The sequence below is a fragment of the Streptomyces sp. NPDC001348 genome (assembly GCF_053597535.1).
Window position 1 is genome coordinate 18,622 of sequence record NZ_JBSFIK010000010.1, and the last position, 25,422, is coordinate 44,043.

Sequence of the window (25,422 nt, forward strand, 5' to 3'; positions counted from 1 at the left end):
CGTTGAACCAGGCGCTCCAGTACCCGACGGCGTAGAACAGCGTGATCACCGCGAGGACGGCGCGTGACAGCGGCATGACGATCTGCCAGAGGATCCTGAAGTCACCGGCGCCGTCGATGCGCGCGCTGTCGGTGAGTTCCGGCGAGATCCCCATGAAGAAGCCGCGCAGCACCAGGATGTTGAAGACGCTCACCGCACTCGGCAGGATCAGCGCGAGGTAGGTGTCCGACAGGCCGAGGGACTGCACCAGCAGATAGGTGGGGATGAGGCCGGCGCTGAAGAACATGGTCGCCATCAGCGTCATCAGGATCCAGCGGTGGGCGAGCGAGCCGCTGCGGGACAGGCCGTAGGCGCACAGCACGGACACCGTCATCGAGAACAGCGTGCCGACCAGGGTGACGAGGATGCTGACGATCGTGGCCCGGGTGACCTGGCCGCCGCTGAGCAGCTCCTTGTAGGCGATGAAGGTGATGTCCTTGGGCACGATCACCAGGCCGCCCGCCGCGTCGATGGTCTTGCGCGAGGAGAGGCTGGTGACGACCACGATCCACAGCGGGAAGAGGACCGCCAGGCAGGCGAACGAGAGAACCAGGCCCTTGCCGGCGAGGCCGGCCTTCGAGGGCTCCTCCTCCCACGCCGGACGCTCGGGCGCGGCCCACCGGCTCGGCCTGCTCGCCGGTTCGTCGATGACGGTGGTCACTTCTTGTACACCCCCTGCTCGCCCATGAGATGGGCCACCTTGTTCGCGGCGAGGACCAGTCCGATGCTGACCACGCCCTTGATCAGACCGGCGGCGGCCGCGTAGCCGAAGTCCTGGTTGCGCACGCCGTTCCACCACACGAAGGTGTCGAGGATCTCCCCGGCGTCCGGTCCGACGGCGTCGCGTTGCAGCAGGATCTGTTCGAACCCGACGGTCAGCGCGTCGCCGACGCGCAGCACGAGGAGCAGGGCGATCACCGGACGCAGGGCGGGAAGCGTGACGTGCCACATGCGGCGCCAGCGGCTCGCGCCGTCCATCGCGGCGGCTTCGTAGAGGTCCTGGGGAACCGAGGCCAGCGCGGCGAGGAAGACGATGATCCCCCACCCGGCGTCCTTCCACACGCTCTGCGCGGTCACCAGGAAGGGGAAGGTGTTCGGGTCGGTCATGATGTCGAAGCCGTCGTACCCGTGCTGTCGCAGCAGCTGGGCGAGCATGCCGGCGCCGCCGAACATCTGCTGGAAGACGGCGATGACCAGCACCCAGGAGAAGAAGTGCGGCAGGTAGAGGACGGCCTGCGCGACGGCCCGCACCCGGGGCCGCACCACGCTGTTGATGAGCAGCGCGAGCAGGATCGGGACCGGGAAGAACAGCACGAGCTGGAGGAAGAACAGGATCAGTGTGTTCTGCACGGCGCCCCAGAAGTCGGGGTCCTGGAAGATCCGCTGGAAGTTGTCCAGGCCCACGAAGGGGCTGTGCAGGATGGAGACGATGCCGTTGTCGCTGATGTAGGGGTCGTAGTCCTGGAAGGCGACGACGTTGCCGAGGATCGGCAGGTAGTTGAAGACCACCAGCAGGATGACGGCCGGCAGCGTCATGAGGATCAGGGCGCGGTCGCGTCGGAACCTGAGCCGGAAGTCCCGCTTGCCCGAGCCGCGTCGCTCCCGGGCGCCGGTGGCGTCGGCGGACACCACCGGGGTCTTCGCCGGCGTGCTGGCCTCGGTACCGGTCCGAGGCACCGTGCTGTGGGACACGGCTGTTCTCCTTGCCTCAGAGCCTGGTGGTCAGCTCGCCGCCGAGCCGTTCTCGTCGAGCAGCTTCTTGTACCAGTCGCGCAGCTTGTCCCCGCCCTTCCGCTTCCAGTCGGAGATGGCCTGCTGCATGTCGCTGATCTTCTTGTGGCCGCGGACGATGTCGTCCTCGAGCTGCTCGAAGTTGTCGGCGAGGTTGGTGTAACGGGAGGGCTCGATGATCTGCAGGCCCCAGAACGACGACTTCTTGGTGAAGGAGCCGACCCGCTGCTGCCACTCGACCATTGCCTTGGTGTAGTCGGGGAGGTCGGGGTGCGCGATGGTCGAGCTGTTGAGACTCGCGACCATGGTGAAGGCGTTGTTGACCTCGTTGTTGCCCTTGTCGTTCTTGATGGGCAGACCGTTCTTCAATGTGTAGTGCGTGCCCTCGACGCCGTAGTTGGTCATCATCCACTCCTTGGTGCCGTACGGCGCCGAGGTGACGTTGGCGACCGCCAGCACGTCGCGGATGACGGACTCGGAGGCCTTCTTGCTGACGAAGGTGAAGATGGTGGCCGGATTCGCAGCCCAGAACTTCGGGGTGCCGCCGTCGTGGGCCCACAGGTCCATGCCCCAGACCTTGAAGTCGGGGTTCTGGGTCATCTGGGAGGCCTGTCGCGCGTACCAGTTGGAGATGTCGTCGTTCCAGATCAGGAACTCGCCGGAGGCGAACAAGGGGGTCGGATCACCGATCTGGCTCTTGCCCAGCCTGAACTGCGGGTGGACGTAGCCGGCGGCCATCAGCTTGCGCGTCCACTCCAGCGCTTCCAGGTACTCCGGGGTCTCGATGCGGTTGATCATCTTGCCGTCGACCACGGTCCAGCCGAGCGACTTCTCCCCGCCGCTGATCACGCCGAAGGTGTTGAACGCGGTCCACTTCATGTCACCGCAGGCCCACCGCTTGGACTTGGGACTGGTGATCTCCTTGCACAGGGCCGTGAACTCGTCGGCCGACTTCGGGACCTTGTACCCCTCCTTGTCGAAGATGTCCTGACGGTAGAGGGGCACGATGTTCTGGACGTACGGGGCCGGCATCGGCAGCCCCAGCAGCTTGCCGCCGAAGATGGAGCGCTGCCAGGCGTCACTGGGGATCGCCGCGAGGTTCGTGTACTCCTTGACCTTGTCCCCCGACAGGTAGGGGCCCAGGTCCGCGAACTTGCCGGTGATGGCGCTGGGTATCCGGCCGGTCATGTTCCAGCCGGGAATCACCACCGCGTCCGGGATGTCGCTGGAGGCGAGGACCGCGCCGAGCTTCTGGTCGTAGGTGTTGCCGTCCTGGTTCCGCCACTGGACGTCAACGCCGGTCAGGTCGTTCATCGACGCGTAGTAGGCGTTGTTCTGCTTGGGCGGCGAACCCCAGTACGGCGCCATGACGGTGACCTTGCCACCCTTGCCGAGCTTCTTCGACACCGAGGTCTTGAGGGTGTCGATGTCGAGCTTGGCGGTGAAGCCCATCGCCGAGCCGTTCCTGGACGGGATGTCCGGCTGCACCGCGCCGCTGGCGACGTAGGCGGGCAGGATCTTCTTCGCGGCCTTGCCCGACGTGGTTCCGTCCCGAGACCCGCTGTCCGACCCACCGCAGGCGGCCAGCAGCGGCATCCCGCCGGTCACCGCTGCGGCGGCGACCGCCGTGGAGGCGAGGAAGCTTCTCCGGTTGGGCCCGGAGGAGGCGGAGGCGGCGTTCGGCGTCATTGCGTCAACCCTTCATGGCACACCAGGACACCCGGCGGGAGGCCGTCGGCTGCGGTGTCTCGAGTGGAACTGGCTGAGCTGAAGCGACTCACGGCGGCTCGTCGTTCGTCGAAGCGCTTCGATGTTGCTGCGAGGTTAAGTGAAGCCCTGGGGGTGCACAAGGGTCGTCTCCAAGATTCCTCCGGGTGCGGCAGGAACCGTCAAGCCTCCTGTCGGCTCTGAAATATCGGTCAGGACTCCGACTTGTTGTGCCTGGGTGTCTTGACACCCCCCGGGTTGTCGAATGAGCATCGAAGCGCTTCGAAAGCTCCTCGTCGCTCCATCGCAGGAGGACCCGCCCGTGACCGACCGCCTCCCATCCACGCCGCCTTTCCGCGATCCGCAGCTGCCGTTCGCGAAGCGCATCGACGACCTGCTGGCGCGGCTCACCCCGGACGAGAAGATCGCCTTCCTGCACCAGTTCGTCCCCGCCGTGGAGCGGCTGGGCATCGAGGCGTTCCGCACCGGCCAGGAGGCGCTGCACGGCGTGGCCTGGATGGGTCCGGCGACGGTGTTCCCGCAGGCGGTCGGCCTGGGCGCGAGCTGGAACCCGGACCTGGTGCGCCGGGTCGGCGAGGCGGTGTCCAAGGAGGTCCGGGCGATGCGCGCCCGGGACGAACGGGTCGGCCTCAACGTGTGGTCCCCGACCGTCAACCTGCTGCGCCACCCGCTGTGGGGCCGCAACGAGGAGGGCTACTCGGAGGATCCGAAACTCACCTCGGCGATCGCCACGGCGTACACGCAGGGCCTGCGCGGCGACCATCCGACGTACTGGCGCACCGCGCCGGTCCTCAAGCACTGGCTGGCGCACAACAACGAGACCGACCGGGCCACCTCCTCGGCCTCCGTCCGGCCGCGCGTGCTGCGCGAGTACGACCTGCGGGCCTTCAAGGAGACGGTGGAGGCGGGCGCGGTGGCCGGGGTGATGCCCGCCTACAACCTGGTCAACGGGCGCCCCAACCACGTCTCCCCGTATCTGCGCGAGCACCTGCGCGCCTGGACCGACGAGGACCTCCTGGTCTGCTCGGACGCGGGCGCGCCGTCCAACCTGGTCGACTCCGAGCACTACTTCGACACCCACGAGGAGGCCACCGCGGCCGCCCTGCTGGCCGGCGTCGACAGCTTCACCGACCACGGCACGGACAGCTCGCGGATCGCCGCCCGGGTCCGCGGGGCCCTCGACCGGGGCCTGCTGACCGAGTCGGACATCGACACCGCCGTCCGCCGCCAGCTGTCGGTCCGCTTCCGGCTCGGCGAGTTCGACCCGCACTACGATCCGCACCTGGGCACCGGCGAGTTCGACACCCCGGGACACCGCGCGCTCGCCCAGGAGGCGGCCGAGCAGGCGGTGGTGCTGCTGAAGAACGACGACGCCCTGCTGCCCCTCGCCCCGGACACCCGTGTCGCCGTCGTCGGCCTGCTCGCCGACGAGTGCAAGCTCGACTGGTACAGCGGCACGCTGCTGCACCGGTCCACTCCGCTGGAGGGGCTGTACGAGCGGTTCGGCGCGGATCGGGTGGAGTTCGCGGAGGGCGTGGACCGGGTCCGGCTGAGGACCGCCGCCGGCACGTTCCTGCACGTACCGCCGGCCCCCGAGGCCACCGACGAGGTCCGCGGCGCCGAGGGTGCGCTGGACCCGGCCCTGCTCGCCGGCCGCACCGACCTTCCCCCGCTCACCGCCGACGCCACCGGCACCGAGTTCGCGCTCGTCGACTGGGGCGAGGGCGTCCTCACCCTCCGCGCACCCGACGGCCGCTACCTGTCGGTCGCCGAGGACGGCCACCTCCGCGCCTCCGCCGACCGGCCGGGCGGCTGGATCGTCCAGGAGACGTTCCGCCTGGAACCCCACCAGAACGGTCACCTCCTGAGACACATCGGTACGGGTCGCCACGTCTGTGTGACCGCCGACGGCGTGAAGGTTGCCGCGGCGGACGGGGAAGGAGGGCAGGACGGCGAGGTCTTCGAGGTCGTCCTCGCCGAGCGGGGCGAGGACGCGGTGACCCGGGTGGCCGCGGAGGCCGACGTGGTCGTGGTGGTGGCGGGCAACGACCCGCACATCAACGGCCGCGAGACCGAGGACCGTACGACCCTCGCCCTGCCCGCCCACCAGGAGCGGCTGGTGCGCGCGGCCCGGGCCGCGAACCCGAACACGGTGCTGGTGCTGGTCTCGGCGTACCCGTACGCGGTGGACGTCACCCGGCTGCCCGCCGTGCTGTGGACCGCGCACGGCGGCCAGGCGGCGGGCACCGCCCTGGCCCGGGTGCTGGCCGGCGACGTCGCTCCCGCGGGCCGTCTGCCGCAGACCTGGTACGCGTCCGACGCCGAACTGCCCGACCTGCTCGACTACGACGTCATCGGGGCCCGTCAGACGTACCTCTACTACGAGGGCACGCCCCTCTTCCCCTTCGGCCACGGCCTGTCGTACGCGTCCTTCTCCTACGCCGACCTGGCGGTCCGGGTGACCGACGACACGGTGCACGTGTCGTTCACGGTCACCAACACCGGTGACGTCACCGCGGACGAGGTCGCCCAGCTCTACACGCGCGCGGTCGACCCGTCGGCCGTCCGGCCGCGCCGCGAACTGGCCGCCCACCGCCGCATCACCCTCGCCCCGGGCACCCGGACGGAGCTGAGCTTCGAAGTCCCGCTGTCCGCCTTCGAGTTCTGGGACGTGGCGCGGGGCCGGTGGCTGATGGAGGAGGGACCGTACGACCTCCTCGTCGGCGCCTCCAGCGAGGACGTCCGGCTGCGCACGACCGTCCACCTCGACGGGGACGCCGCCGTGCCGCGCCCGGTCCTGCGTCACGGCCTGGAAGCGGCCGACTTCGACGAGCAGTCCGGTGTCGCTCTGGTGGACCGTACGAAGGTGTCGGGTGACGCGGTGACCCCGGCTGACGGCACCACCGGTGAACTGGTCTACCGCGACTGCGACTTCGGTGACGGCGTGACGGAGGTGACCGTGGAGGTGGCCGGCGGGGGCGAGGTCATGCTGTCCCTGGACGGCGGTCCGGTGCTGGCGGTCCTGGCACCGGCGGAGCCCACGACCGGCCCGTACGACTACACCTCGCTCGGCGCCGGGATCGTCGCCGAGGGCGTGCACGACGTGCACCTCAGGCTGCGCGGCCCGCTGCGGCTCGCGCGCGTCGGCTTCTCCGGTTGAGGGTCCGGACGAAGCCGCCACAGGGAAGGGGCCCGGCACCGGTGGGAAGCGGTGCCGGGCCCCTTCGGGCGTCCGCGCGACAGGACACCGGCGGCGGGACCCTCAGCGCATCCGCGGGTGCCGTACGGGCCGCCGGGTGCGGTGACCGGCCCCGTTCCGCCGTCGGCGAGGGGCCGTGGGCGGGCTCAACCGCAGGAGAACTTGGTGATAGAGCTGAACCGGTTGTCCCATTCGGGGAAGCGTGACGGCAGGTTGGTCTGTGTACCGGCGAAGACCGTCCAGCAGTCGCCGCTGTAGTTGTACCCGTCGTACAGGGCGAATGCCTCGCTGTTGCGGTTCCAGTACGACGAGGTCCGGTTGTCCATCGACTGGCCCCGCAGGTCGGGGGAGCCGGACGCGAACCAGGCCATCGTGCCGGTCCCGTCGACCCCGTCGAAGATGCAGAAGTATCCGTTGGGGCAGCGGCTCCAGCCGGCCGCGGGAGCCGCCTGCGCGGTCTGGGCAGAGGCCGTGGCCAGTGTCAGAACGAGGGCCGCGGCAGAGCCCAGGGCCGCGAGTGTCTTGCGCATGTGGTTCCTCCGATGAGCGGTTCCGTCGTTACGGCGATGGACAGGCGTCATCACGGCGTGCACCCCACGCCGCCGGCGTACTTCGAGCTGCTGATGAACCAGGTGGGCCCCAGGGTGTAGGTCGAGTGGGCGGCCACGCACTGGAAGCTCTGGCTGACGCCGAGAGCCCACGTCTCGATCAGGTGGCTGTAGCTGCCGCAGTTGATCCACTGAGCCCAGCCGTCGATGTTGTCGTTGTAACCGCAGACCGCGGCGGGGGCCGCGGCCGTCTGCTGCGCGGGCCGGGCCTGGGCCGCGGAGGCGCTGCCGGGGGCGACGGTGAGTGCGGCGGCTCCGAGAGCGACCGCCACGGCCGTGCGGGCCGCAACCTTTGTGAGCTGCCGGCAGGTGGCGTCGAAGCCGAGGACCCGGCGCGTCCGTGGGCGAAGAGCAGGCTGCTGCACGTTTCTCCTCCTGGTAGCCGAACCGATCGGACCGGGCCGGTGGCCTGTCTCCTCCGGCGGGGCGAGGTCGTCGCAGGGTGCTGGTGCGGGCCCGGTCCGCAGCCAGTCGAGCAGCCCGGGACATTGACCGGTAGCGAGGCCCCGAAAGAAAACAAAGGGAAGTGTTGTCCGGCATCGGGTCCGGTCGACGGACAACGGAAACGCCGGGGTGAGGGCGCTGCGGCCGGCCGCCCCTGCGCGCGAACGGGCGTGGCACGACCGAAGGGGCGGCCGTCCCGCGACGGTTCGGGGCGGTGACGGCCGCACCGCGCGGCTCGGCCGACGAGGCAAGCGATGGACCGCGTCCGGGACGCCTACGCCCGCGAGACCGGCATCCAGTGACGTTCGGACTGCTCCGCCCCGCCGGGATGGAGGGCCATGGCCCCGCCGACGTGGACCCCCCGCAACGGCGGAGCGTGGTGGCGCTCGCGGTGGACGCCGGCCTGGCGTCACGCGTGCTCGACACCGGCTCGGAAGAGGCGGACCTGAACCGGTTTCACCGCCCGGTCGCCGACGCCCGCAGAGCCGGCCGGGCGGCGCCGGCACCACTCGCCGGAACGGCACCCTCCGCGGCCGGACCGCAAACCCGCCATTCCGGCCTACCGCCACCCCCCACCACTACGACTCGGACAAACCCGATTCAGCCGCCCCCGCCCTACCGTGGACCCGAACGCAAGTACACCCCGCACCACGGAAGGGCCGGAACACACATGACTTCCACCACCGCCTTCTGGCTCGCCGGCCGCCAGGTCACCGGCGAGGACACCTTCGACGTCACCTCCCCGTGGGACGGCCGGCTGGTCGGCAAGGTCAGCGTGCCGACGGACGCCCAGGTGGAGGAGGCCGTGGCCGCCGCGCACGCCGTCCTCGAGGAGTTCGCCGCCACCCCGGCCCACGTACGCGCCGCCGCCCTCGACCACGTCAGCAAGCGGCTGGCCGAGCGCACGGAGGAGATCGCCCAGCTGATCTCCGCCGAGAACGGCAAGCCGATCAAGTGGGCCCGCGGCGAGGTCGGCCGCGCCGTTTCCGTGTTCCGGTTCGCCGCCGAGGAGGCCCGCCGGTTCAACGGCGGCGAGGCCCAGCGCCTCGACACCGACGCCGGCGGCCAGGGCCGCCTCGCGCTCACCCGCCGCTTCCCCAAGGGTGTCGTCCTCGGCATCGCGCCGTTCAACTTCCCGCTGAACCTGTGCGCCCACAAGGTGGCCCCGGCCATCGCCGCCGGCGCGCCGATCATCCTGAAGCCGGCCCCGGCCACCCCCCTCTCCGGCCTGATCATCGGCGATCTGCTCGCGGAGACCGACCTCCCGGCCGGCTCCTGGAGCATCCTCCCGGTCTCCAACGACCGCATGCCCGCTCTCGTCCAGGACGAGCGCCTGCCGGTGATCTCCTTCACCGGGTCCGAGAAGGTCGGCTACGCGATCATGGACTCGGTGCCGCGCAAGCACTGCACCTTGGAACTCGGTGGCAACGGCGCCGCGGTCGTCCTCGGCGACTACGCCTCCGACGCCGACCTGGACTGGGCCGCGACCCGCATCGCGACCTTCTCCAACTACCAGGGCGGCCAGTCCTGCATCTCCGTGCAGCGGGTGATCGCCGACGCCTCCGTGTACGACCGGCTGCTGCCGCGCATCGTCGCCGCCGTGGAGGCACAGGGCACCGGCGACCCGGCCGACGACAAGACCGATGTCGGCCCGCTGGTCAGCGAGGACGCCGCCAAGCGCGTGGAGTCGTGGGTGAAGGAGGCGGTCGAGGCCGGTGCCACCCTCCTCACCGGTGGTGACCGCGACGGCGCCTCCTACGCGCCGACCGTGCTCACCGACGTACCGGCCGATGTGACGATCTCCTGCGAGGAGGTCTTCGGCCCCGTCCTCACGGTGCAGAAGGTGGACGGCGAGGCCGAGGCGTTCGCCGCCGTCAACGCGTCCAAGTACGGCCTCCAGGCGGGCGTGTTCACCCACGACCTCCAGGTCGCCTTCCGTGCCCACCGCGCCCTGGAGGTCGGCGGTGTGGTCGTCGGCGACGTCCCGTCCTACCGCGCCGACCAGATGCCGTACGGCGGCGCCAAGCAGTCCGGCGTGGGCCGCGAGGGCGTGAAGTTCGCGATAGAGGACTACACCTACGAGCGGGTGCTGGTCCTCACCGGACTCGCCCTCTAGGTGCCTCCAGGTGTGCTGTCCCGGCACGTTGGTGACACGCGTGCCGGGTGCTCGAACGGGTGATGGCCTTCTGGGTTCGGTGTGGATTGCGACATCTGCACCAACGCTCAGGAGGCCCTCGTCTCCCACGGTAGTGCCCCGCTGACGCCGACCGGTAGGCTGCGTCTGGCCCGGTGCGTCGTGGACCACGGCTGGCCGCAGCGCCGGGCCGCAGCGGATCACCGTCGGCGTCTACTCCGTCGACGTCGCCTTCAGCGCCAGCCACAGCTCCATGCGGACGTCCGGGTCGTCCAGGGAGCGGCCCAGGATCTCCTCGACCCGGCGCATGCGGTAGCGCAGCGTATGGCGGTGGACCCCGAGGTCCGCTGCCGCCGCGTCCCACTGGCCGTGGCGGGAGAGCCAGGCGCGGACGGAGGCGACCAGGTCGCCGCGGCCCGTCGCGTCGTGCTCGTGCAGTGCCCGCAGCAGGCCGTCCGCGAACGCCTTCACCGCGTCGTCGGCCAGCAGCGGCAGCACCGATCCCGCCGCCAGCTGTTCGTGCTCCACCAGCACCCGGCCCCGCCGCCGTGCGACGGACAGTGCCTGCTCGGCCTGCTTGTAGGCGGCCGCGGCGGCGATCGGACCGGCCGGCGCCGACAGGCCCGCGACCAGTTCGCCGTCCTCGCAACCGCCCTGCTCCGGCGCGGCCCGCGCCGCCTCCAGCGCCGCCGCGTACTCCGCGCAGGCGGCCACCGCCGCGCCCCCGTCCGCGGCGAGCACCACCAGCCGCTCCCCCTCCGGCACGACCAGGACGGCCTCGCCGGAGCGGGCCGCGGCGGACTCCACCGTCTCCGCCAGCACGCCCAGCGGGTCCGCACCGGCGTCGGCGGCGAGCGACGAGGCGACGACCAGCCGGAACGGCGCGTCGAGGAGTCCGCCGTACAGATCCCCGGCGACGGCCCTGGCGTGGTCCGGCTGTCCGGCGAGCAGCATCCGCAGCACGGCCGCCCCGACGCGCTGTTCGGCGGCCTGCAGCGACCGGGACCGTTCGGTGGTGAGGGTGAGCAGGGCGATGGCGGAGTGGACGGCGTACCGTTCGGCCGTGCCGAGGGCGGCGGCCGTGCCCACGGCGAGGGCGGCGCGCGGTCGCCGCCCGGTGCCGAGGGTGTGCAGCTCGACCCGGTCTTCGTGCTCCGGGAGGCCGACCACCGACGAGGCGGGCGCGGCCCGGTCCCGCAGCCGTTCCACGTCGGCGGTGAGCCGGGCGGCCCGCCGCCCCGCCCACTCCGGTGCGGTGGCGACCACGGCGCCCGAGGCGTCGTACAGCGCGGCCCAGCCGTCGACCTGTGCGGCGAGCGCGCCGAGCAGCCCCTCGGGGCCCGTACTGAGCGCCTGCCTCGTCAGCTCGCGCTGGGCGGCGAATCCGGCGGTCACGGCCCGGTACTGGTCGGCGGCGATGGCCGCGGACACCGCCTTGCTGATGGCGAGGAAGGGGGTGCGGCGGGGCACCTCCAGCAGCGGCAGCCCCTCCCGCTCGGCGGCGTCGACGAGGGCCTTGGGGATCTCGTCGTAGTTGACCCCCACGGCGAAACCGAGCCCGACGACCCCCGCGCCGACCAGCCGCTTCACATAGCGCCGCATCGCCTCCGGGTCCTCGGCGTCCAGCTTCAGCGCGGTGATCAGCAGCAGTTCCCCGCCCTCCATGTACGGCACCGGGTCGGCGAGTTCGCTGACGTGCGCCCATCGGACGGGCACGTCGAGACGGTCCTCGCCGGCGCGCACGGTGAGTTTGAGCGCCGAGTGGTGGACGAGCGAGGCGAGCGTCGGGGGCATGGGGCCTTCAGGTCTGGGGAGATCGGGTGATCGTTGTGATCATTTGGCCGTCGCGTATGAACGGCCTATGCCGATTCTGCCTCACTGTACGGTCTCCGGCTGGCCCTCTGTCCGCCCCTTTCGGAAGTTCCCTAACCCCTCAGATCCACCAGCAGCGGCGGGGCGTGCTCGCCCCTCACGTCGGTCAGGGACAGCACCGCGTGGCCCGGGGGTACCTCGTGGGCCAGTTGGGAGGCCGACCAGCGCTCCCGCTCGACCTGCTTCACGGTCACGGCGTCGGTGGTCACGGCCTTCCCGGTGACGAGCTTGCGCAGCGCGTGAAGGGCCCGGGTCATCGGCTGGTCGGCGAAGACGGTGTGCTTGGCGACCTCCTTCGTCTCCACCCACTCGGTTCCCCAGGCGTGCGCGAACCTGCTGCCGTCCCAGGTGGTCACGCCGGAGAAGGCCATGCGGCAGCCGACGGCGCCCAGCAGCGGACCGTGCAGCGCCTCGGGCACGTCGGCGATCGTGCGCAGGGCGAGGACGACCCCGGCGTTCAGGGAGCGCAGGCGCTGGATGCGGCGCACCGACTCCCCGGTGATCGTGCCGGTGGCGTCGTCCAGGACCAGACAGGCGAAGTGGGCGGGGCGGCTCTCCCGTACGACGGTGCTGAACTGGGCGAGGACCAGCCGGGTGAGCAGACGGGCGGCCTCCTCGTGGCCGCGCTCGGGAAGGTCGATGCGGACGCGCAGCGGATGGTGGGCCACCGCGCGCAGCGAGAAGGGGCGGATCTGGTCCCCGGCGCCGAAGAACTCGGCGAAGACGGGCCGGTCCAGCAGCGCGAGCCGGCCGGCGAGGACCGGGCCGACGTCGGCGGCGCCGCCGGTCTGCCGCATCCGGGCGTCGAGTTCGCGGCGCATCACGGCGTGCCCGTCACCCGTCAGAGCGTCGCGCAGGGCGGACAGCGCCGCCCGGTCGCCCTCCAGCAGGTCGCGCAGGACCGGCAGCGGCGGGAAGTGTCCGTGGACGGCGCGGTAGGGGCCGAGCAGCTGGGCGAGCGCGGTGGCGGCGCTCTGGCCGTTGACGGTGTCGAGGTCGCCCGCCAGGGCTTCGGCGAGGAAGCCGGCTGCCTCGTCGGGGTCGTCGGCTCCGGCGTACGGGTCGAGGTCGTGGACGGAGGCGGGGTCGCCGATCCGGACGACGACGTCGAAGGCCGGGTCCGGGCCGGGCGAGGAGCCGGGGCGGACCGCGACCACCGCGCACCGTCCGGTGAGCGCCTGCAGCGCCAGCGACTCGGTAACCGGTTCGATCACATGCCGGGTCTTGCCCGCGCCCGGTGGCCCCACCAGCAGGAGGGAGGTGCCGAGGACGTCCGGGCCGACGGCCGCGCCCGCGCCGTGGTAGGCGCGTGGCGTCCGCTCCCCCGGCACGAAACGCCCGATGCGCACCTGGCCGTCGAGCAGGTCGTGGCGTGCGGTGCGGTGCGGCAGGTCGCGGGCCCCGGACGGGTGCGTCCAGGCCGCCGCGCCCTCCCGCAGCACGGTGTCCGTGAAGTGCGCGAGCCGCCCCCCGCTCCTGGAGTCGGCCCAGGCGCGTTCGATCCGGGCGCAGTCCACGTCGTTGATCCGGCCGCCGGCCACTTCGGCGGTCAGCACGTCGGCCGCCTGGTGCTGCCCGGCGTGGCGCAGCTCGGGCCACTGCGAGCGCGGCAGGTCCGGGGCCGGCGGCGCCGTCGGGTCGGTCGCGGCGCGGCGGCGGGCCGCGAGTTGCCTCCCGTACGCCCACCAGCCGCCGACGCGGGCGAAGGGCCACAGGACCAGCAGGGTGATGAGCGCGTACAGCCCGTCGGTGAGCAGTTGCGAGGTGAACACCTCGTAGCCGCCCGTGATCAGGACGACGAGGGAGAACAGCGGGTCGACGACCGGGAGGGCGTCCCAGCCGGCGCCGAAGGCGTCGGGGAAGACCAGGCTCAGCGCGGCGAGCGCGCCGAGGGCGGCGAGCAGGGCCCGCGCGGGTTGCGGGCGGCGGCCGACGACGTGCCGTACGACCTCGGGCCAGCCGCCCAGCCGGGCGACCCCGTAGACGAGGACGGCGAAGAAGACGCCGTCGTAGACCACGACGACCTCACGGCCCTGCATCCCCTTGGGGGAGGTGGTCCCGGCCCACCACCAGTCGTCCGGCGTGAACAGCCTCAGCAGCGCCCACTGGTAGGGAACGCCGCCGTGGCGCCACAGGGACCACAGGAGCAGGGCCACGACCAGGGGGATCAGCAGGCCGAGGACCGTGATCGGGGGAAGCCGGTCCGGTGACTGGCTGCCTTTCGGGGGGCGGTACCCGAACCGCCAGATGCCGAGTCCGGTGGCCGGGCGCGGCTCGTCGAGCCATTCGGCGACGGCCGGCCGCTGGGGGGCCTGCTGCTCGAAACCGTGGGAACCCGGTGTCTGCGGGGGCCGCGCGGGTCGCGGCGGCACCGTGGGGGCGTCGTGCGGCCGTGCCGGACGCGGCACGGGATTCACGTGCGTACCCTGCGCGTCCTGCGTCCCGTCGCTGTCCATCGCCGTTGCCCCCTGACCAGCCGTTCCGTCCACCATCAGCGAGTCAATCTAACGCCCACACCTGGGGAGTTCACCGCTTACGCGGCCGAGAGAGCGGATAGGCGGCTTTCGAGGGCCGGGTCGGGCGGTCCTGGGCCGCCATGTCCACCACGGACAACAAGAATTCCCGACAACGCCCACATGGAGCATGCCCACCCTCTTCTTCGCGACCTAGCCTGCGAGAAAAGAACGCAAGAGCAGTCAAGGCAAGTCAAGGCCGCAAAACCACCAGGAGCCCCTCATGAGCGCACTTCCGCAGGAGCGCCGCGTCGTCACCGCCATTCCCGGCCCGAAGTCGCAGGAGCTGCAGGCCCGCCGTACCGCCGCGGTCGCGCAGGGTGTGGGCTCCGTGCTGCCCGTGTTCACCACGCGCGCGGGCGGCGGCATCATCGAGGACGTCGACGGGAACCGGCTCATCGACTTCGGTTCCGGCATCGCGGTGACCAGTGTCGGCGCGTCCGCCGAGGCCGTCGTACGCCGGGCCTCCGCCCAGCTGCAGGACTTCACCCACACCTGTTTCATGGTCACCCCGTACGAGTCCTACGTGGCGGTCGCCGAGGCCCTCGCCGAGCTCACCCCGGGCGACCACGCGAAGAAGTCCGCGCTGTTCAACTCCGGCGCCGAGGCCGTGGAGAACGCCGTCAAGATCGCCCGTGCGTACACCAAGCGCCAGGCGGTCGTCGTGTTCGACCACGGCTACCACGGCCGTACCAACCTGACGATGGCGCTGACCGCGAAGAACATGCCGTACAAGCACGGCTTCGGCCCGTTCGCGCCCGAGGTCTACCGGGTGCCGGTGGCGTACGGCTACCGCTGGCCGACCGGCCCCGAGAACGCCGGCCCGGAGGCCGCGGCGCAGGCCATCGACCAGATCACCAAGCAGGTCGGCCCGGACAACGTGGCCGCGATCATCATCGAGCCGGTGCTCGGCGAGGGCGGGTTCATCGAGCCGGCCAGGGGCTTCCTGCCCGCGATCCGCAAGTTCGCGTCGGACAACGGCATCGTGTTCGTCGCCGACGAGATCCAGTCCGGTTTCTGCCGCACGGGTCAGTGGTTCGCGTGCGAGGACGAGGGCATCGTCCCGGACCTGATCACCACCGCCAAGGGCATCGCGGGCGGTCTGCCGCTGGCCGCCGTCACCGGCCGTGCCGAGATCATGGACGCCGCGCACGCCGGCGGCCTCGGCGGAACCTACGGCGGCAACCCGGTGGCCTGCGCCGGTGCGCTCGGCGCCATCGAGACCATGAAGGAACTCGACCTCAACGCGAAGGCGAAGGACATCGAGGCGGTCATGAAGGCCCGTCTGACCGCCATGGCCGAGAAGTTCGAGGTCATCGGTGACGTGCGCGGCCGGGGCGCGATGATCGCGATCGAGCTGGTCAAGGACCGTACGACCAAGGAGCCGAACCCCGAGGCGACCGCCGCGCTGGCCAGGGCCTGCCACCAGGAGGGCCTGCTGGTCCTGACCTGTGGCACCTACGGCAACGTGCTGCGCTTCCTGCCGCCGCTGGTCATCGGCGAGGACCTGCTGAACGAGGGGCTCGACATCATCGAGCAGGCGTTCGCGCGCATCTGAGCGACGGGTCCGCACCCGTCACGGAGAGCGAAGCCACAGGTACGGCAGGCCGTGTGAAGAACGTGTGCGAGGTGGATGTCGGGATGCGATTCCGTCTGTCCCGGCGCCACCCCCTGTCGTAGGTTCTATCCAGATGAGAGATACACCCCGCCCACAGGGGACTGTGGGCGACATCAGGCCGGGGCCTCCCCAGCTTCGACCTGGTCGTGCCCTCGCGCACACAACCGGTGCCTCCGGCTCCGGATCTCCTCACCGATCGGACGGTCGTTCGCCCCAAACCCCCCGGGGCGCACGACATTCCGGTCCGGACGGCCGCCCCGGAACCACCCCCCCTGTTCCGGGGCGGCCGACCTCCTTCCTTCTCTTCCTCCTCCTGGGCCTGCCGGCCCTCTTTTTCGTGCTCATCACCTGGCAGGTCGTCACGCGCGGCCCCGTGGAGCGTCTCGACGAGCGCCTGAGCGGCGCCCTGGTCCACCCGGACGGCGTCTCGCAGTTCCTGGCCGATCTCGGCAACGCCCAGATCGCGGTGCCGGTGCTGGCGTCGGCGCTGGTCTACGCGGCGTGGCGGGCGCGGGCCACCGGTACCGACCACTGGTGGCAGCCGTCGGCCGCGGCGGCGGTCCTGATGGCGCTGGTCCCGGCCGTCGTCGTACCGCTGAAGCACTGGACCGCCCGCCCCGGCACCCCGGTCGTGCCGCCCGGCGTCGGCTACTACCCGTCCGGGCACACGGCCACGGCGGCGATCGCGTACGGCTCGGCGGCCCTGCTCCTCCTCCCCCGCTTCCGCTCGCGGCGGGGGCGCCGCGCACTCGTCGCCGCCTGTGTCGCCCTCGTGCTCGGCGTCTCCTTCGGTCTCGTCCGGCACGGCTACCACTGGCCACTGGACGTGGTGGCCAGCTGGTGCCTGTGCGCGGTGCTGCTCTCCTCGACGCGGTTGCCGGCAGACCGCATCAGGCGGCCGGGTCAGGGCCTGTCCGGCGGATCACGCCGCAGACGCGGGGCTTGGCACGCCCGTCCGCGCCGATGAGGCGCCGCCCGTTTCCCGCGACCTGATCCGCCGGACAGGCCCAAGCCTGGTCAGCTGTCGAAGCCCAGCCCCAGCCGGTCCATGGTCCTCAGCCACAGGTTGCGTCTGCCGCCCTGGGCGTCGGCGCGGGCCAGGGACCACTTGGTGAGGGCGATGCCGGTCCAGGCGAACGGCTCGGGCGGGAAGGGCAGGGGCTTCTTGCGGACCATCTCCAGCTCCGTCCGTTCGGTGCGTTCCCCGTCCAGCAGGTCCAGCATCACGTCGGCGCCGAACCGGGTGGCGCCGACGCCGAGGCCCGTGTAGCCCGCCGCGTACGCCACCTTCCCCTGGTGGGCGGTGCCGAAGAAAGCCGAGAAGCGCGAGCAGGTGTCGATGGCGCCGCCCCACGCGTGCGTGAAGCGGACGCCCTCCAGCTGCGGGAAGCAGGTGAAGAAGTGCCCGGCGAGCTTGGCGTAGGTCTCCGGGCGGTCGTCGTACTCGGTGCGGACGCGGCCGCCGTAGGGGTAGACGGCGTCGTAGCCGCCCCAGAGGATCCGGTTGTCGGCCGACAGACGGAAGTAGTGGAACTGGTTCGCCGAGTCGCCCAGGCCCTGTCTGTTCTTCCAGCCGATCGCCGCCAGCCGGTCGGCGGGCAGGGGCTCCGTCATCAGCGCGTAGTCGTAGACCGGGACGGTGTAGGAGCGGACGCGCCGCAGGAGGTTCGGGAAGACGTTCGTGCCCAGGGCCACCCTGCGGGCGCGGACCGAGCCGTACGGGGTGCGTACGGCCATGCCGGCGCCGTACGGCTTCAGGGTCAGGGCGGGCGTGTGCTCGTAGACCCGCACGCCCAGGCGGACGCAGGCCCGCTTGAGGCCCCAGGCGAGCTTGGCCGGGTGCAGCATGGCCACGCCCCGGCGGTCGTACAGGCCCGCCTCGAAGGTCGGTGAGTTCACCTGCTCGCGCACGGCGTCGGCGTCCAGGAAGTCGATGCCCTCGGCGAGGCCCTTGTCCTGCAGCTCCTTGTGCCAGTCGCGCAGCTCCCACGCCTGGTACGTCTCGGTGGCGACGTCGATCTCACCGGTGCGTTCGAAGTCGCAGTCGATTCCGTGCCGGGCGATCGCCGCCTCGATCTCGTCGAGGTTGCGCTCGCCCAGCCTCTGCAGGGTGTGGATCTCGTCCGGCCAGCGGGTGAGGCCGTTGGGCAGTCCGTGCGTGAGGGAGGCGGCGCAGAAGCCGCCGTTGCGGCCCGAGGCGGCCCAGCCCACCTCACGGCCCTCCAGCAGCACCACGTCCCGCTGCGGGTCGCGCTCCTTGGCGTTCAGAGCGGTCCACAGTCCGCTGTAGCCGCCGCCGACGACCAGCAGGTCGCAGGTCTCGGTGCCGGTGAGGGCGGGCTCGGGGTGGGGCTTGCCGGGGTCTTCGAGCCAGTACGGGACCGGCTGTGCTTCGGAGAGAGACGTGATCCAACGGGTCATGGCGCTCGGGGCCATGATTTCAACTCCCTACAGAGGTCTTCCGGTTCTTGCGGTCATGCCTTTTGCCTGGTGCGGCGGTTGGTGACGGCCATGGAGGCCAGCACGAGAAGGACGGCGACCAGGAACATGGCCGTGCCGATGACATTGATCTGGACGGGCGTTCCGCGCTGCGCCGAGCCCCACACGAACATGGGGAAGGTGACGGTCGAGCCCGCGTTGAAATTGGTGATGATGAAATCGTCGAAGGACAGCGCGAAGGACAGCAGCGCGCCCGCGGCGATCCCGGGTGCCGCGATGGGCAGGGTGACCCGCAGGAACGTCTGCACCGGGGAGGCGTAGAGGTCCCGGGCGGCCTCCTCCAGGCGCGGGTCCATCGACATCACGCGCGCCTTGACCGCGACGACGACGAAACTCAGGCAGAACATGATGTGCGCGATCAGGATCGTCCAGAACCCCAGCTGGGCACCCATGTTGAGGAACAGGGTGAGCAGCGAGGCCGCCATGACGACCTCGGGCATGGCCATCGGCAGGAAGATCAGCGAGTTCACGGCGGACCGGGCGCGGAAGCGGTAGCGGACCAGCGCGAAGGCGATCATCGTGCCGAGCAGTGTGGCGCCGGCCGTCGCCCACACGGCGATCTGGAGGCTGACGGACAGCGAGCCGCACATGTCGGCGACCCCGCAGGGGTCCTTCCAGGCGTCCGTGGAGAACTGCTGCCACGCGTAGTTGAAGCGCCCCTTCGGCTTGTTGAACGAGAACACCGTGACGACGACGTTCGGCAGCAGCAGATAGGCGAGCGTGAGGAGTCCGGCGATGACGACGAGATGGCGCTTGAGCCAGGTGAGCAGTGGCATTCAGACCAGGTCCTCCGTCCCGGACCGGCGGATGTAGACCGTGACCATGAGCAGGATCGCGGCCATGAGGATGAAGGAGAGGGCGGCGGCCGTCGGATAGTCCAGGATCCGCAGGAACTGCGTCTGGATGACGTTGCCGATCATGCGGGTGTCGGTGGAGCCGAGGAGCTCGGCGTTGACGTAGTCGCCGGCCGCCGGGATGAAGGTCAGCAGCGTGCCGGAGACCACACCGGGCATCGACAGCGGGAAGGTGACCTTGCGGAAGGTGGTCCAGGGCCTGGCGTACAGGTCGCCGGCCGCCTCGTGCAGCCGCCCGTCGATCCGCTCCAGCGAGGTGTACAGCGGCAGGATCATGAACGGCAGGAAGTTGTACGTGAGGCCGCACACCACCGCCAGCGGCGTGGCCAGCACGCGGTCGCCCGCCGTCCAGCCGAGCCAGTTGGTGAGGTCCAGGACGTGCAGTGTGTTGAGGGCGCCCACCACCGGGCCGCCGTCCGCGAGGATCGTCTTCCAGGCCAGGGTGCGGATCAGGAAGCTGGTGAAGAACGGCGCGATCACCAGGACCATGATCAGGTTCCGCCAGCGGCCCGCGCGGAAGGCGATCAGGTAGGCCAGCGGGTAGCCGAGCAGCAGGCAGAGCACGGTCGCGGCGGCGGCGTAGAGGACCGAACGCAGGAACTGCGGCCAGTACTCGGCCAGGGCGTCCCAGTAGGTCGCGAAGTGCCAGGTGACCTTGTAGCCCTCCTCCAGGGAGCCCGTCTGCACGGAGGTGGAGGCCTGGTAGATCATCGGCAGGGCGAAGAAGACGACCAGCCAGAGGATGCCGGGGAGCAGCAGCCAGTACGGCACCGTGCGGCCGCGTCTGCGCGGCGGCTTCTTCTCGGGGGCCGGCGCCAGAGGTGGCGCCTCGGTGGCGGCGGCCATCAGGCGGCGTCCTCCTCGACCTCGGCGACACCGGCGTCGATGGCCTGTGCCGCATCGAGCCCGAAGGTGTGGGCCGGGTTCCAGTGCAGCACCACCTCGACGCCGGGCACCAGCCGGGCGTCGCGATCGATGTTCTGGGCGTAGACCTCGAACTCGGAGCAGACCGGGCTGTCGATCACGTACTGCGTGGAGACACCGATGAAGCTGGAGTCCGCGATCTTCCCGGAGATGCGGTTGCGGCCCTGCGGGATCTCCCCCGCGTCGTCGGCGTGCGTGAGGGTGATCTTCTCCGGACGGATGCCCACCAGCACCTTGCCGCCGGCCGTCGCCGGGGCGGAACACCGCGCCCGGGGCAGCACCAGCTTGCCGCCGCCCGCCTTCAGGACGATGTCGTCCCCGTTCCGGGAGTCGACCTCGGCCTCGATCAGGTTGGAGGTGCCGAGGAAGTTCGCGACGAACGTGGTCCGCGGATTCTCGTACAGGTCGGTGGGCGAGCCGAGCTGCTCGACGCGGCCCGCGTTCATCACGGCGACCGTGTCGGCCATCGTCATGGCCTCCTCCTGGTCGTGCGTGACGTGGACGAAGGTGATGCCGACCTCGGTCTGGATCCGCTTGAGCTCCAGCTGCATCTGCCGGCGCAGCTTGAGGTCGAGGGCGCCGAGCGGTTCGTCGAGGAGGAGCACCTTGGGGTGGTTGATGAGCGCGCGGGCGACCGCGACGCGCTGCTGCTGGCCACCGGAGAGCTGGTGCGGCTTCTTGCGCGCCTGCTCGCCGAGCTGTACGAGCTCCAGCATCTCCTCGACCTGCTTCTTCACGCTCTTGATGCCGCGCCGGCGCAGGCCGAAGGCGACGTTCTCGAAGATGTCGAGGTGCGGGAAGAGGGCGTACGACTGGAAGACCGTGTTCACCGGCCGCTTGTACGGCGGCAGGTGGGTCACGTCCTGGTCGCCGAGGTGCACGGTGCCGCAGGAAGGTTCCTCCAGGCCGGCGATCATGCGCAGGGTGGTGGTCTTGCCGCAGCCCGAGGCGCCGAGCAGGGCGAAGAAGGAGCCCTGCGGGACGGTCAGGTCCAACGGGTGCACGGCGGTGAAGGAGCCGTACGTCTTGCCGATCCCGGAGAGGCGGACGTCGCCGCTCGAGTCTGTCGTCCTCATCGTCGTCACGCCCCTGTCAGCTTCGCGAACTTCTCTTCGTAGGCCGTCTCTTCCTTCTGGCTCAGCGACCGGAAGGCGTGCGACCTGGCCTGCATGGCCTTGTCGGGAATGATCAGCGGATTGTTCGCCGCATCCTTGTCGATCTTCGCAAGCCAGGGCTTCACACCGTCGACCGGCGTCACGTAGTTGATGTAGGCGGCGAGCGCGGCGGCCTGCTGGGGCTCGTAGTAGAAGTCCATGAGCCGCTCGGCGTTGGTCTTGTGACGGGCCCGGTTGGGGATCAGCATGTTGTCGGTCGACGTCATGTAGCCACTGTCGGGGATGACGAAGTCGACGTCGGGGCTGTCCGCCTTGAGCTGGACGACGTCACCGGCCCAGGCGACGCAGGCCGCCAGGTCGCCCTTGGTGAGGTCGGACGTGTAGTCGTTGCCGGTGAACCGGCGGATCTGCCCCTTGTCGACGGCCCTCTGGAGGCGGGCGATCACCGCGTCGTAGTCGTCGTCGGTGAACTTCCCGGGGTCCTTGCCCATGTCGAGCATCGTCATGCCGACGGTGTCGCGCATCTCGGAGAGGAAGCCGACGCGGCCCTTCAGCCGGGGGTTGTCGAGCAGGTCGGAGACCGACTTCACCTCGATGCCGTCGAGCGCCTTCTTGTTGTAGGCGATGACGGTGGAGATGCCCTGCCACGGGTACGAGTAGGCGCGGCCCGGGTCCCAGTCGGGGTCGCGGAACTGTGCCGACAGGTTGGTGTAGGCGTGCGGCAGGTTGGACGGGTCCAGTTTCTGCACCCAGCCCAGGCGGATCAGCCGGGCGGCGAGCCAGTCGGTGAGGACGATGATGTCGCGGCCGGTGTCCTGGCCCGCGGCGAGCTGCGGCTTGATCTTGCCGAAGAACTCGTCGTTGTCGTTGATGTCCTCGGTGTACCTGACCTGGATGCCGGTCCGCCTGCGGAACGTCTCCAGCGTCGGGTGGTGCTTGCCGCTGTCGTCGACGTCGATGTACTCGGTCCAGTTGGAGAAGTCGACGACCTTCTCCGCGGCCGAGTGGTCCTCGGCGGACGTGCCGCCCCGGGTCTTGCCGGCCGCGGGGATCCCGCAGGCGCTCAGCGCCCCGAGACCGCCCAAGGTGAGCGCGCCGCCCGCGGAGGTCCGCAGCAGCGAACGGCGGGTCATGGCCGCGCGGCCGCTTCGGAGGCTGCGCCGTATCGCGGCCACCTGGACCGGAGACAGGCGGTCGGGCTCGTACTGCTCCATGCGCGTGGTGCCCTTTCGGGAGGATGGGTTCGGCCCGCCGTGGTCGCGGCGGTGGCCGGTGTTCGCTATCGGTCCCCGAAGATCGTGCGGTGCCAGTCCTTGCGGGCCACCGCCGTGTTGTCGAACATAACGTGCTTGACCTGGGTGTACTCCTCGAACGAGTACGCCGACATGTCCTTGCCGAAGCCGGACTGCTTGAAGCCGCCGTGCGGCATCTCGCTGATGATCGGTATGTGGTCGTTGACCCAGACGCAGCCCGCCTTGATCTCGCGGGTCGCGCGGCCCGCGCGGTAGACGTCCCGGGTCCAGGCGGAGGCGGCGAGACCGTACGGGGTGTCGTTGGCCAGCCGGATGCCCTCGTCGTCACCGTCGAAGGGGAGGACGACCAGAACCGGGCCGAAGATCTCCGCCTGGACGACCTCGCTGTCCTGCGGCGCGCCGGCGATCAGGGTGGGCCGGTAGTAGGCGCCCTCCGCGAGGTCCCCCTGCGGCGCCTCGCCGCCGGCCACCACGCGCGCGTAGCCGCGCGCCCGGTCGACGAAGGCGGCGACCCGGTCCCGCTGGGCGTGCGAGACGAGCGGGCCGAGGTCGGTGCCCGGGGCGAACGGGTCGCCGAGCCGGACGCTCTCCATGAGGGCGGCGGTCCGCTCGACGAACGTTTCGTACAGCGGGCGCTGTACGTACGCGCGCGTGGCGGCGGTGCAGTCCTGGCCGGTGTTGATGAGGGCGCCCGCGACGACGCCGTGGACGGCCGCCTCCAGGTCGGCGTCCTCGAAGACGACGAAGGGCGCCTTGCCGCCGAGTTCCAGGTGGAGGCGCTTGACGGTGGCCGTGGCGATACCGGCGACCCGTTTGCCCACCGCGGTGGACCCCGTGAAGGAGGTCATGGCCACGTCCGGGTGCCCGACGAGGTGCTCGCCGGCCACCCTGCCGGTGCCGGTGACGATGTTGATCACGCCGTCGGGGATGCCCGCGTCGGTCGCCGCCTGCGCGAAGAGCAGCGAGGTCAGAGGGGTGAGCTCGGCGGGCTTGAGCACGATGGTGTTGCCCGCGGCGATCGCCGGGAGAATCTTCCAGGCGGCCATCTGGAGGGGGTAGTTCCAGGGCGCTATCGAGCCGACGACGCCTATGGGCTCGCGGCGCACGTACGAGGTGTGGTCGCCGGAGTACTCGGCGGCGGCCTGTCCCTGCAGGTGCCGGGCGGCACCCGCGAAGAAGGCGGTGTTGTCGATGGTGCCGGGGACGTCGAACTCGCGGGTGAGCTTGAGCGGCTTGCCGCACTGGAGGGACTCGGCGCGGGCGAAGTCCTCGGCGCGGTCCGCGATGACGGCCGCGAAGCGGTGCATCGCGTCGGAGCGCTCGCCCGGGGTGGCGGCGGACCAGCCGGGGAAGGCCTCGCGGGCGGCCGCCACGGCGGCGTCGACGTCGTCCGTCCCGGCCGGCTCGTACACGTACACGTCCTTGCCGGTGGCCGGGTCGACCACGGCGTGCGTACCGCCGGAGGTGCCCTTGGCCAGGCGTCCGGCGATGAACTGCGCGCCGTCCGCGAGGCGCTCCTGCGCGGGGAATCGCTCCGGGGTGGCGGTACCCGGTCTGTGCATGTCGCTCTCCTCCGCCGTCACCCCTGCCCGGGGTGGGTGGCGTAGCTCCAGCTCGATTTGAGTGCCGATCCTGACAGAGGTGAGGCACTCCAACAAGTGATTCCGTTGTTGCCTTTTGGTTACGCGACGGAATCTGTCGACCAGCTGTCGAGTGGGCCCGGAAAAGGAAGGACGGAGTGTCAGTGGTGCGTGCCAGACTCGCGTGCATGGGGAAGATCGACGGACTGGAACCTCTGCTCAGGGAGGTCCGTGCGGGGGCGAGGGTGAATTACCTGCACTTCTGGGGGCACCGGCCGCGGCCGGACGGCCGGATCGGCGCGAGCTGTCTGAGCCAGTGGTGGCCGTCGCCGTTCGTGGTGGACGGGGTGGAGTACGCGACGGCGGAGCACTGGATGATGGCCGGCAAGGCACGGCTCTTCGAGGACGCGGAGGCGGAGCGCCGGGTGCTGGCCGCGGGGCATCCCTCGCAGGCCAAGAAGGCCGGGCGGCTGGTGCGCGGCTTCGACGAGGCGATATGGGAGCGCGAGCGCTTCCGGATCGTGGTCGAGGGCAGCGTCCACAAGTTCTCCGCCCACCCCGGGCTGCGCGAGTTCCTGCTCGGCACCGGCGAGCGGAGTGAGATGGGGGTCCCCTTGGCCGGAGGCTGGGGGAGGGTCCTGGTGGAGGCGAGCCCCGTGGACCGCGTCTGGGGCATCGGCCTCGCGGCGGACGACGAGGCGGCGTCCGATCCCGAGCGGTGGCGGGGGCCGAACCTGCTGGGGTTCGCGCTGATGGCGGCGCGGGAGCGGCTGGCGCGGGCGGCCTGAGGGCGGCCCGGCCTCCGGGTGTCAGGACGACCCGAGTCAGGACGACCCGAGTCAGGACGACCCGAGTCAGGACGACGCGATGAAGAGCACGGTCTCCAGCAGGCCGAGGACGATGCCGGCGACGCCGCAGATGACGCCGGCCAGGGCCTGACCGCCGTTGGTCGCCTCACCGCGGCGGGCCTTGCCACGGCCGATCACTCCGAAGATCACCGCCAGTATGCCGAGCACGATGGCCAGCGGCCACAGCCAGAAACAGACGGCGGCCAGGATGCCCAGCGACAGCGCCGCCGTGCCCATCCCGTTGCTCGGCAGCGGCTGCGTCCCGGGCCAGCCGTAGCCGTGCCCGGCCGGATAACCCTGACCTGGCCCGACCGGGTAGCCGTACCCCGGCCCGCCCGGGTAGCCGTACGGGAGCTGTCCCGGGCCGTCGGGGGATATGGGGGGCGGCGGGACGGGGGCGTACGGGGGCTGCGGCGCGGTCGCGGCGGGCGGTGCGAAGGGGTTGGCCCAGGCCGGTGGCGGG

19 protein-coding genes are annotated in these 25,422 nt (G+C 70.9%); 5 read left to right on the top strand and 14 right to left on the bottom strand.

The features are described from left to right. The 3 genes from ACWC21_RS13190 to ACWC21_RS13200 all read right to left on the bottom strand — a co-directional run. Positions 1–700 (bottom strand): carbohydrate ABC transporter permease (locus ACWC21_RS13190; protein WP_450881108.1); only part of this gene is annotated, 700 nt, incomplete at its 3' end. Next, entirely contained in the window at positions 697–1,731 is a 1,035-nt protein-coding gene (locus ACWC21_RS13195; protein WP_450881110.1) for an ABC transporter permease, read from the bottom strand. The genes ACWC21_RS13195 and ACWC21_RS13190, both read right to left, overlap by 4 nt. Positions 1,732–1,761: 30 nt before the next feature. Continuing rightward, on the bottom strand, positions 1,762–3,459 hold the full coding sequence (locus ACWC21_RS13200) for an extracellular solute-binding protein (protein WP_450881112.1): 1,698 nt from the start codon (positions 3,457–3,459) through the stop codon (positions 1,762–1,764). A gap of 283 nt (positions 3,460–3,742) precedes the next feature. On the opposite strand from ACWC21_RS13200, the gene ACWC21_RS13205 reads away from it, so the two are divergent. Beyond that, positions 3,743–6,658 carry a glycoside hydrolase family 3 C-terminal domain-containing protein gene (locus ACWC21_RS13205; protein ID WP_450881114.1) on the top strand — a complete coding sequence of 972 codons (2,916 nt, stop codon included), beginning with the start codon at positions 3,743–3,745 and terminating at the stop codon, positions 6,656–6,658. A gap of 185 nt (positions 6,659–6,843) precedes the next feature. On the opposite strand, the gene ACWC21_RS13210 is transcribed toward ACWC21_RS13205, so the two are convergent. Together ACWC21_RS13210 and ACWC21_RS13215 are read right to left on the bottom strand one after the other, a co-directional pair. Further along, positions 6,844–7,227 carry a peptidase inhibitor family I36 protein gene (locus tag ACWC21_RS13210; protein WP_450881116.1) on the bottom strand — a complete coding sequence of 128 codons (384 nt, stop codon included), beginning with the start codon at positions 7,225–7,227 and terminating at the stop codon, positions 6,844–6,846. Positions 7,228–7,277: 50 nt separating this feature from the next. Further along, positions 7,278–7,670, bottom strand: a complete 393-nt coding sequence (locus ACWC21_RS13215; RefSeq protein WP_450881118.1) for a hypothetical protein — start codon at positions 7,668–7,670, stop codon at positions 7,278–7,280. A 749-nt stretch (positions 7,671–8,419) separates the two neighbouring features. Between ACWC21_RS13215 and ACWC21_RS13220 the strand changes: the two genes are divergently transcribed. Further along, complete coding sequence (locus tag ACWC21_RS13220; protein ID WP_450881120.1) at positions 8,420–9,865, top strand: aldehyde dehydrogenase family protein; 1,446 nt, start codon at positions 8,420–8,422, stop codon at positions 9,863–9,865. Positions 9,866–10,096: 231 nt separating this feature from the next. Here ACWC21_RS13220 and ACWC21_RS13225 read toward each other — a convergent pair whose 3' ends face one another. Further along, positions 10,097–11,677, bottom strand: a complete 1,581-nt coding sequence (locus ACWC21_RS13225) for a PucR family transcriptional regulator (protein ID WP_450881122.1) — start codon at positions 11,675–11,677, stop codon at positions 10,097–10,099. Between the two features lie 131 nt (positions 11,678–11,808). After that, a complete protein-coding gene (locus tag ACWC21_RS13230; protein WP_450881124.1) occupies positions 11,809–14,211 on the bottom strand; it encodes an ATP/GTP-binding protein in 2,403 nt (800 codons plus the stop codon). A gap of 280 nt (positions 14,212–14,491) precedes the next feature. Between ACWC21_RS13230 and gabT the strand changes: the two genes are divergently transcribed. Then, complete coding sequence (gene gabT, locus ACWC21_RS13235; protein ID WP_450881126.1) at positions 14,492–15,826, top strand: 4-aminobutyrate--2-oxoglutarate transaminase; 1,335 nt, start codon at positions 14,492–14,494, stop codon at positions 15,824–15,826. A gap of 163 nt (positions 15,827–15,989) precedes the next feature. After that, on the top strand, positions 15,990–16,853 hold the full coding sequence (locus ACWC21_RS13240) for a phosphatase PAP2 family protein (protein WP_450881406.1): 864 nt from the start codon (positions 15,990–15,992) through the stop codon (positions 16,851–16,853). A gap of 50 nt (positions 16,854–16,903) precedes the next feature. On the opposite strand, the gene ACWC21_RS13245 is transcribed toward ACWC21_RS13240, so the two are convergent. The 6 genes from ACWC21_RS13245 to ACWC21_RS13270 all read right to left on the bottom strand — a co-directional run bounded on the left by ACWC21_RS13245 (position 16,904) and on the right by ACWC21_RS13270 (position 24,093). Then, the gene (locus ACWC21_RS13245; protein ID WP_450881128.1) at positions 16,904–18,322 is read right to left on the bottom strand and encodes an NAD(P)/FAD-dependent oxidoreductase; all 1,419 of its coding nucleotides are present in this window, start codon (positions 18,320–18,322) and stop codon (positions 16,904–16,906) included. Positions 18,323–18,360: 38 nt separating this feature from the next. Then, positions 18,361–19,161, bottom strand: a complete 801-nt coding sequence (locus ACWC21_RS13250; protein WP_450881129.1) for an ABC transporter permease — start codon at positions 19,159–19,161, stop codon at positions 18,361–18,363. Then, positions 19,162–20,085, bottom strand: coding sequence for an ABC transporter permease (locus tag ACWC21_RS13255; RefSeq protein WP_450881131.1), 924 nt, complete (start codon positions 20,083–20,085; stop codon positions 19,162–19,164). Continuing rightward, positions 20,085–21,248 (bottom strand): ABC transporter ATP-binding protein, encoded by a 1,164-nt coding sequence (locus ACWC21_RS13260; RefSeq protein ID WP_450881133.1) that lies wholly within the window; start codon positions 21,246–21,248, stop codon positions 20,085–20,087. The genes ACWC21_RS13255 and ACWC21_RS13260 overlap by 1 nt, the downstream gene beginning before the upstream one ends. After that, positions 21,245–22,492 (bottom strand): ABC transporter substrate-binding protein, encoded by a 1,248-nt coding sequence (locus tag ACWC21_RS13265; protein ID WP_450881135.1) that lies wholly within the window; start codon positions 22,490–22,492, stop codon positions 21,245–21,247. Before ACWC21_RS13265 ends, ACWC21_RS13260 begins: the two co-directional genes overlap by 4 nt. A 65-nt stretch (positions 22,493–22,557) precedes the next feature. Next, positions 22,558–24,093 carry a gamma-aminobutyraldehyde dehydrogenase gene (locus ACWC21_RS13270; RefSeq protein WP_450881137.1) on the bottom strand — a complete coding sequence of 512 codons (1,536 nt, stop codon included), beginning with the start codon at positions 24,091–24,093 and terminating at the stop codon, positions 22,558–22,560. A gap of 206 nt (positions 24,094–24,299) precedes the next feature. Here ACWC21_RS13270 and ACWC21_RS13275 point away from each other — a divergent pair, with 206 nt between their 5' ends. Then, positions 24,300–24,899, top strand: coding sequence for an NADAR family protein (locus ACWC21_RS13275; protein ID WP_450881139.1), 600 nt, complete (start codon positions 24,300–24,302; stop codon positions 24,897–24,899). A gap of 66 nt (positions 24,900–24,965) precedes the next feature. On the opposite strand, the gene ACWC21_RS13280 is transcribed toward ACWC21_RS13275, so the two are convergent. Beyond that, positions 24,966–25,422, bottom strand: a 457-nt coding sequence (locus tag ACWC21_RS13280; RefSeq protein WP_450881141.1) for a DUF4190 domain-containing protein, incomplete at its 5' end; no start/stop codon positions are given.

Excerpts from the sequence above, each read along its gene's own strand:
- ACWC21_RS13200 (WP_450881112.1), bottom strand. The coding sequence starts at position 3,459 with ATGACGCCGAACGCCGCCTCCGCCTCCTCCGGGCCCAACCGGAGAAGC.
- ACWC21_RS13205 (WP_450881114.1), top strand. The coding sequence starts at position 3,743 with ATGAGCATCGAAGCGCTTCGAAAGCTCCTCGTCGCTCCATCGCAGGAG.
- ACWC21_RS13210 (WP_450881116.1), bottom strand. The coding sequence starts at position 7,227 with ATGCGCAAGACACTCGCGGCCCTGGGCTCTGCCGCGGCCCTCGTTCTG.
- ACWC21_RS13220 (WP_450881120.1), top strand. The coding sequence starts at position 8,420 with ATGACTTCCACCACCGCCTTCTGGCTCGCCGGCCGCCAGGTCACCGGC.
- ACWC21_RS13225 (WP_450881122.1), bottom strand. The coding sequence starts at position 11,677 with ATGCCCCCGACGCTCGCCTCGCTCGTCCACCACTCGGCGCTCAAACTC.
- ACWC21_RS13230 (WP_450881124.1), bottom strand. The coding sequence starts at position 14,211 with ATGGACAGCGACGGGACGCAGGACGCGCAGGGTACGCACGTGAATCCC.
- gabT (WP_450881126.1), top strand. The coding sequence starts at position 14,492 with ATGAGCGCACTTCCGCAGGAGCGCCGCGTCGTCACCGCCATTCCCGGC.
- ACWC21_RS13245 (WP_450881128.1), bottom strand. The coding sequence starts at position 18,322 with ATGGCCCCGAGCGCCATGACCCGTTGGATCACGTCTCTCTCCGAAGCA.
- ACWC21_RS13250 (WP_450881129.1), bottom strand. The coding sequence starts at position 19,161 with ATGCCACTGCTCACCTGGCTCAAGCGCCATCTCGTCGTCATCGCCGGA.
- ACWC21_RS13255 (WP_450881131.1), bottom strand. The coding sequence starts at position 20,085 with ATGGCCGCCGCCACCGAGGCGCCACCTCTGGCGCCGGCCCCCGAGAAG.
- ACWC21_RS13265 (WP_450881135.1), bottom strand. The coding sequence starts at position 22,492 with ATGGAGCAGTACGAGCCCGACCGCCTGTCTCCGGTCCAGGTGGCCGCG.
- ACWC21_RS13270 (WP_450881137.1), bottom strand. The coding sequence starts at position 24,093 with ATGCACAGACCGGGTACCGCCACCCCGGAGCGATTCCCCGCGCAGGAG.
- ACWC21_RS13275 (WP_450881139.1), top strand. The coding sequence starts at position 24,300 with ATGGGGAAGATCGACGGACTGGAACCTCTGCTCAGGGAGGTCCGTGCG.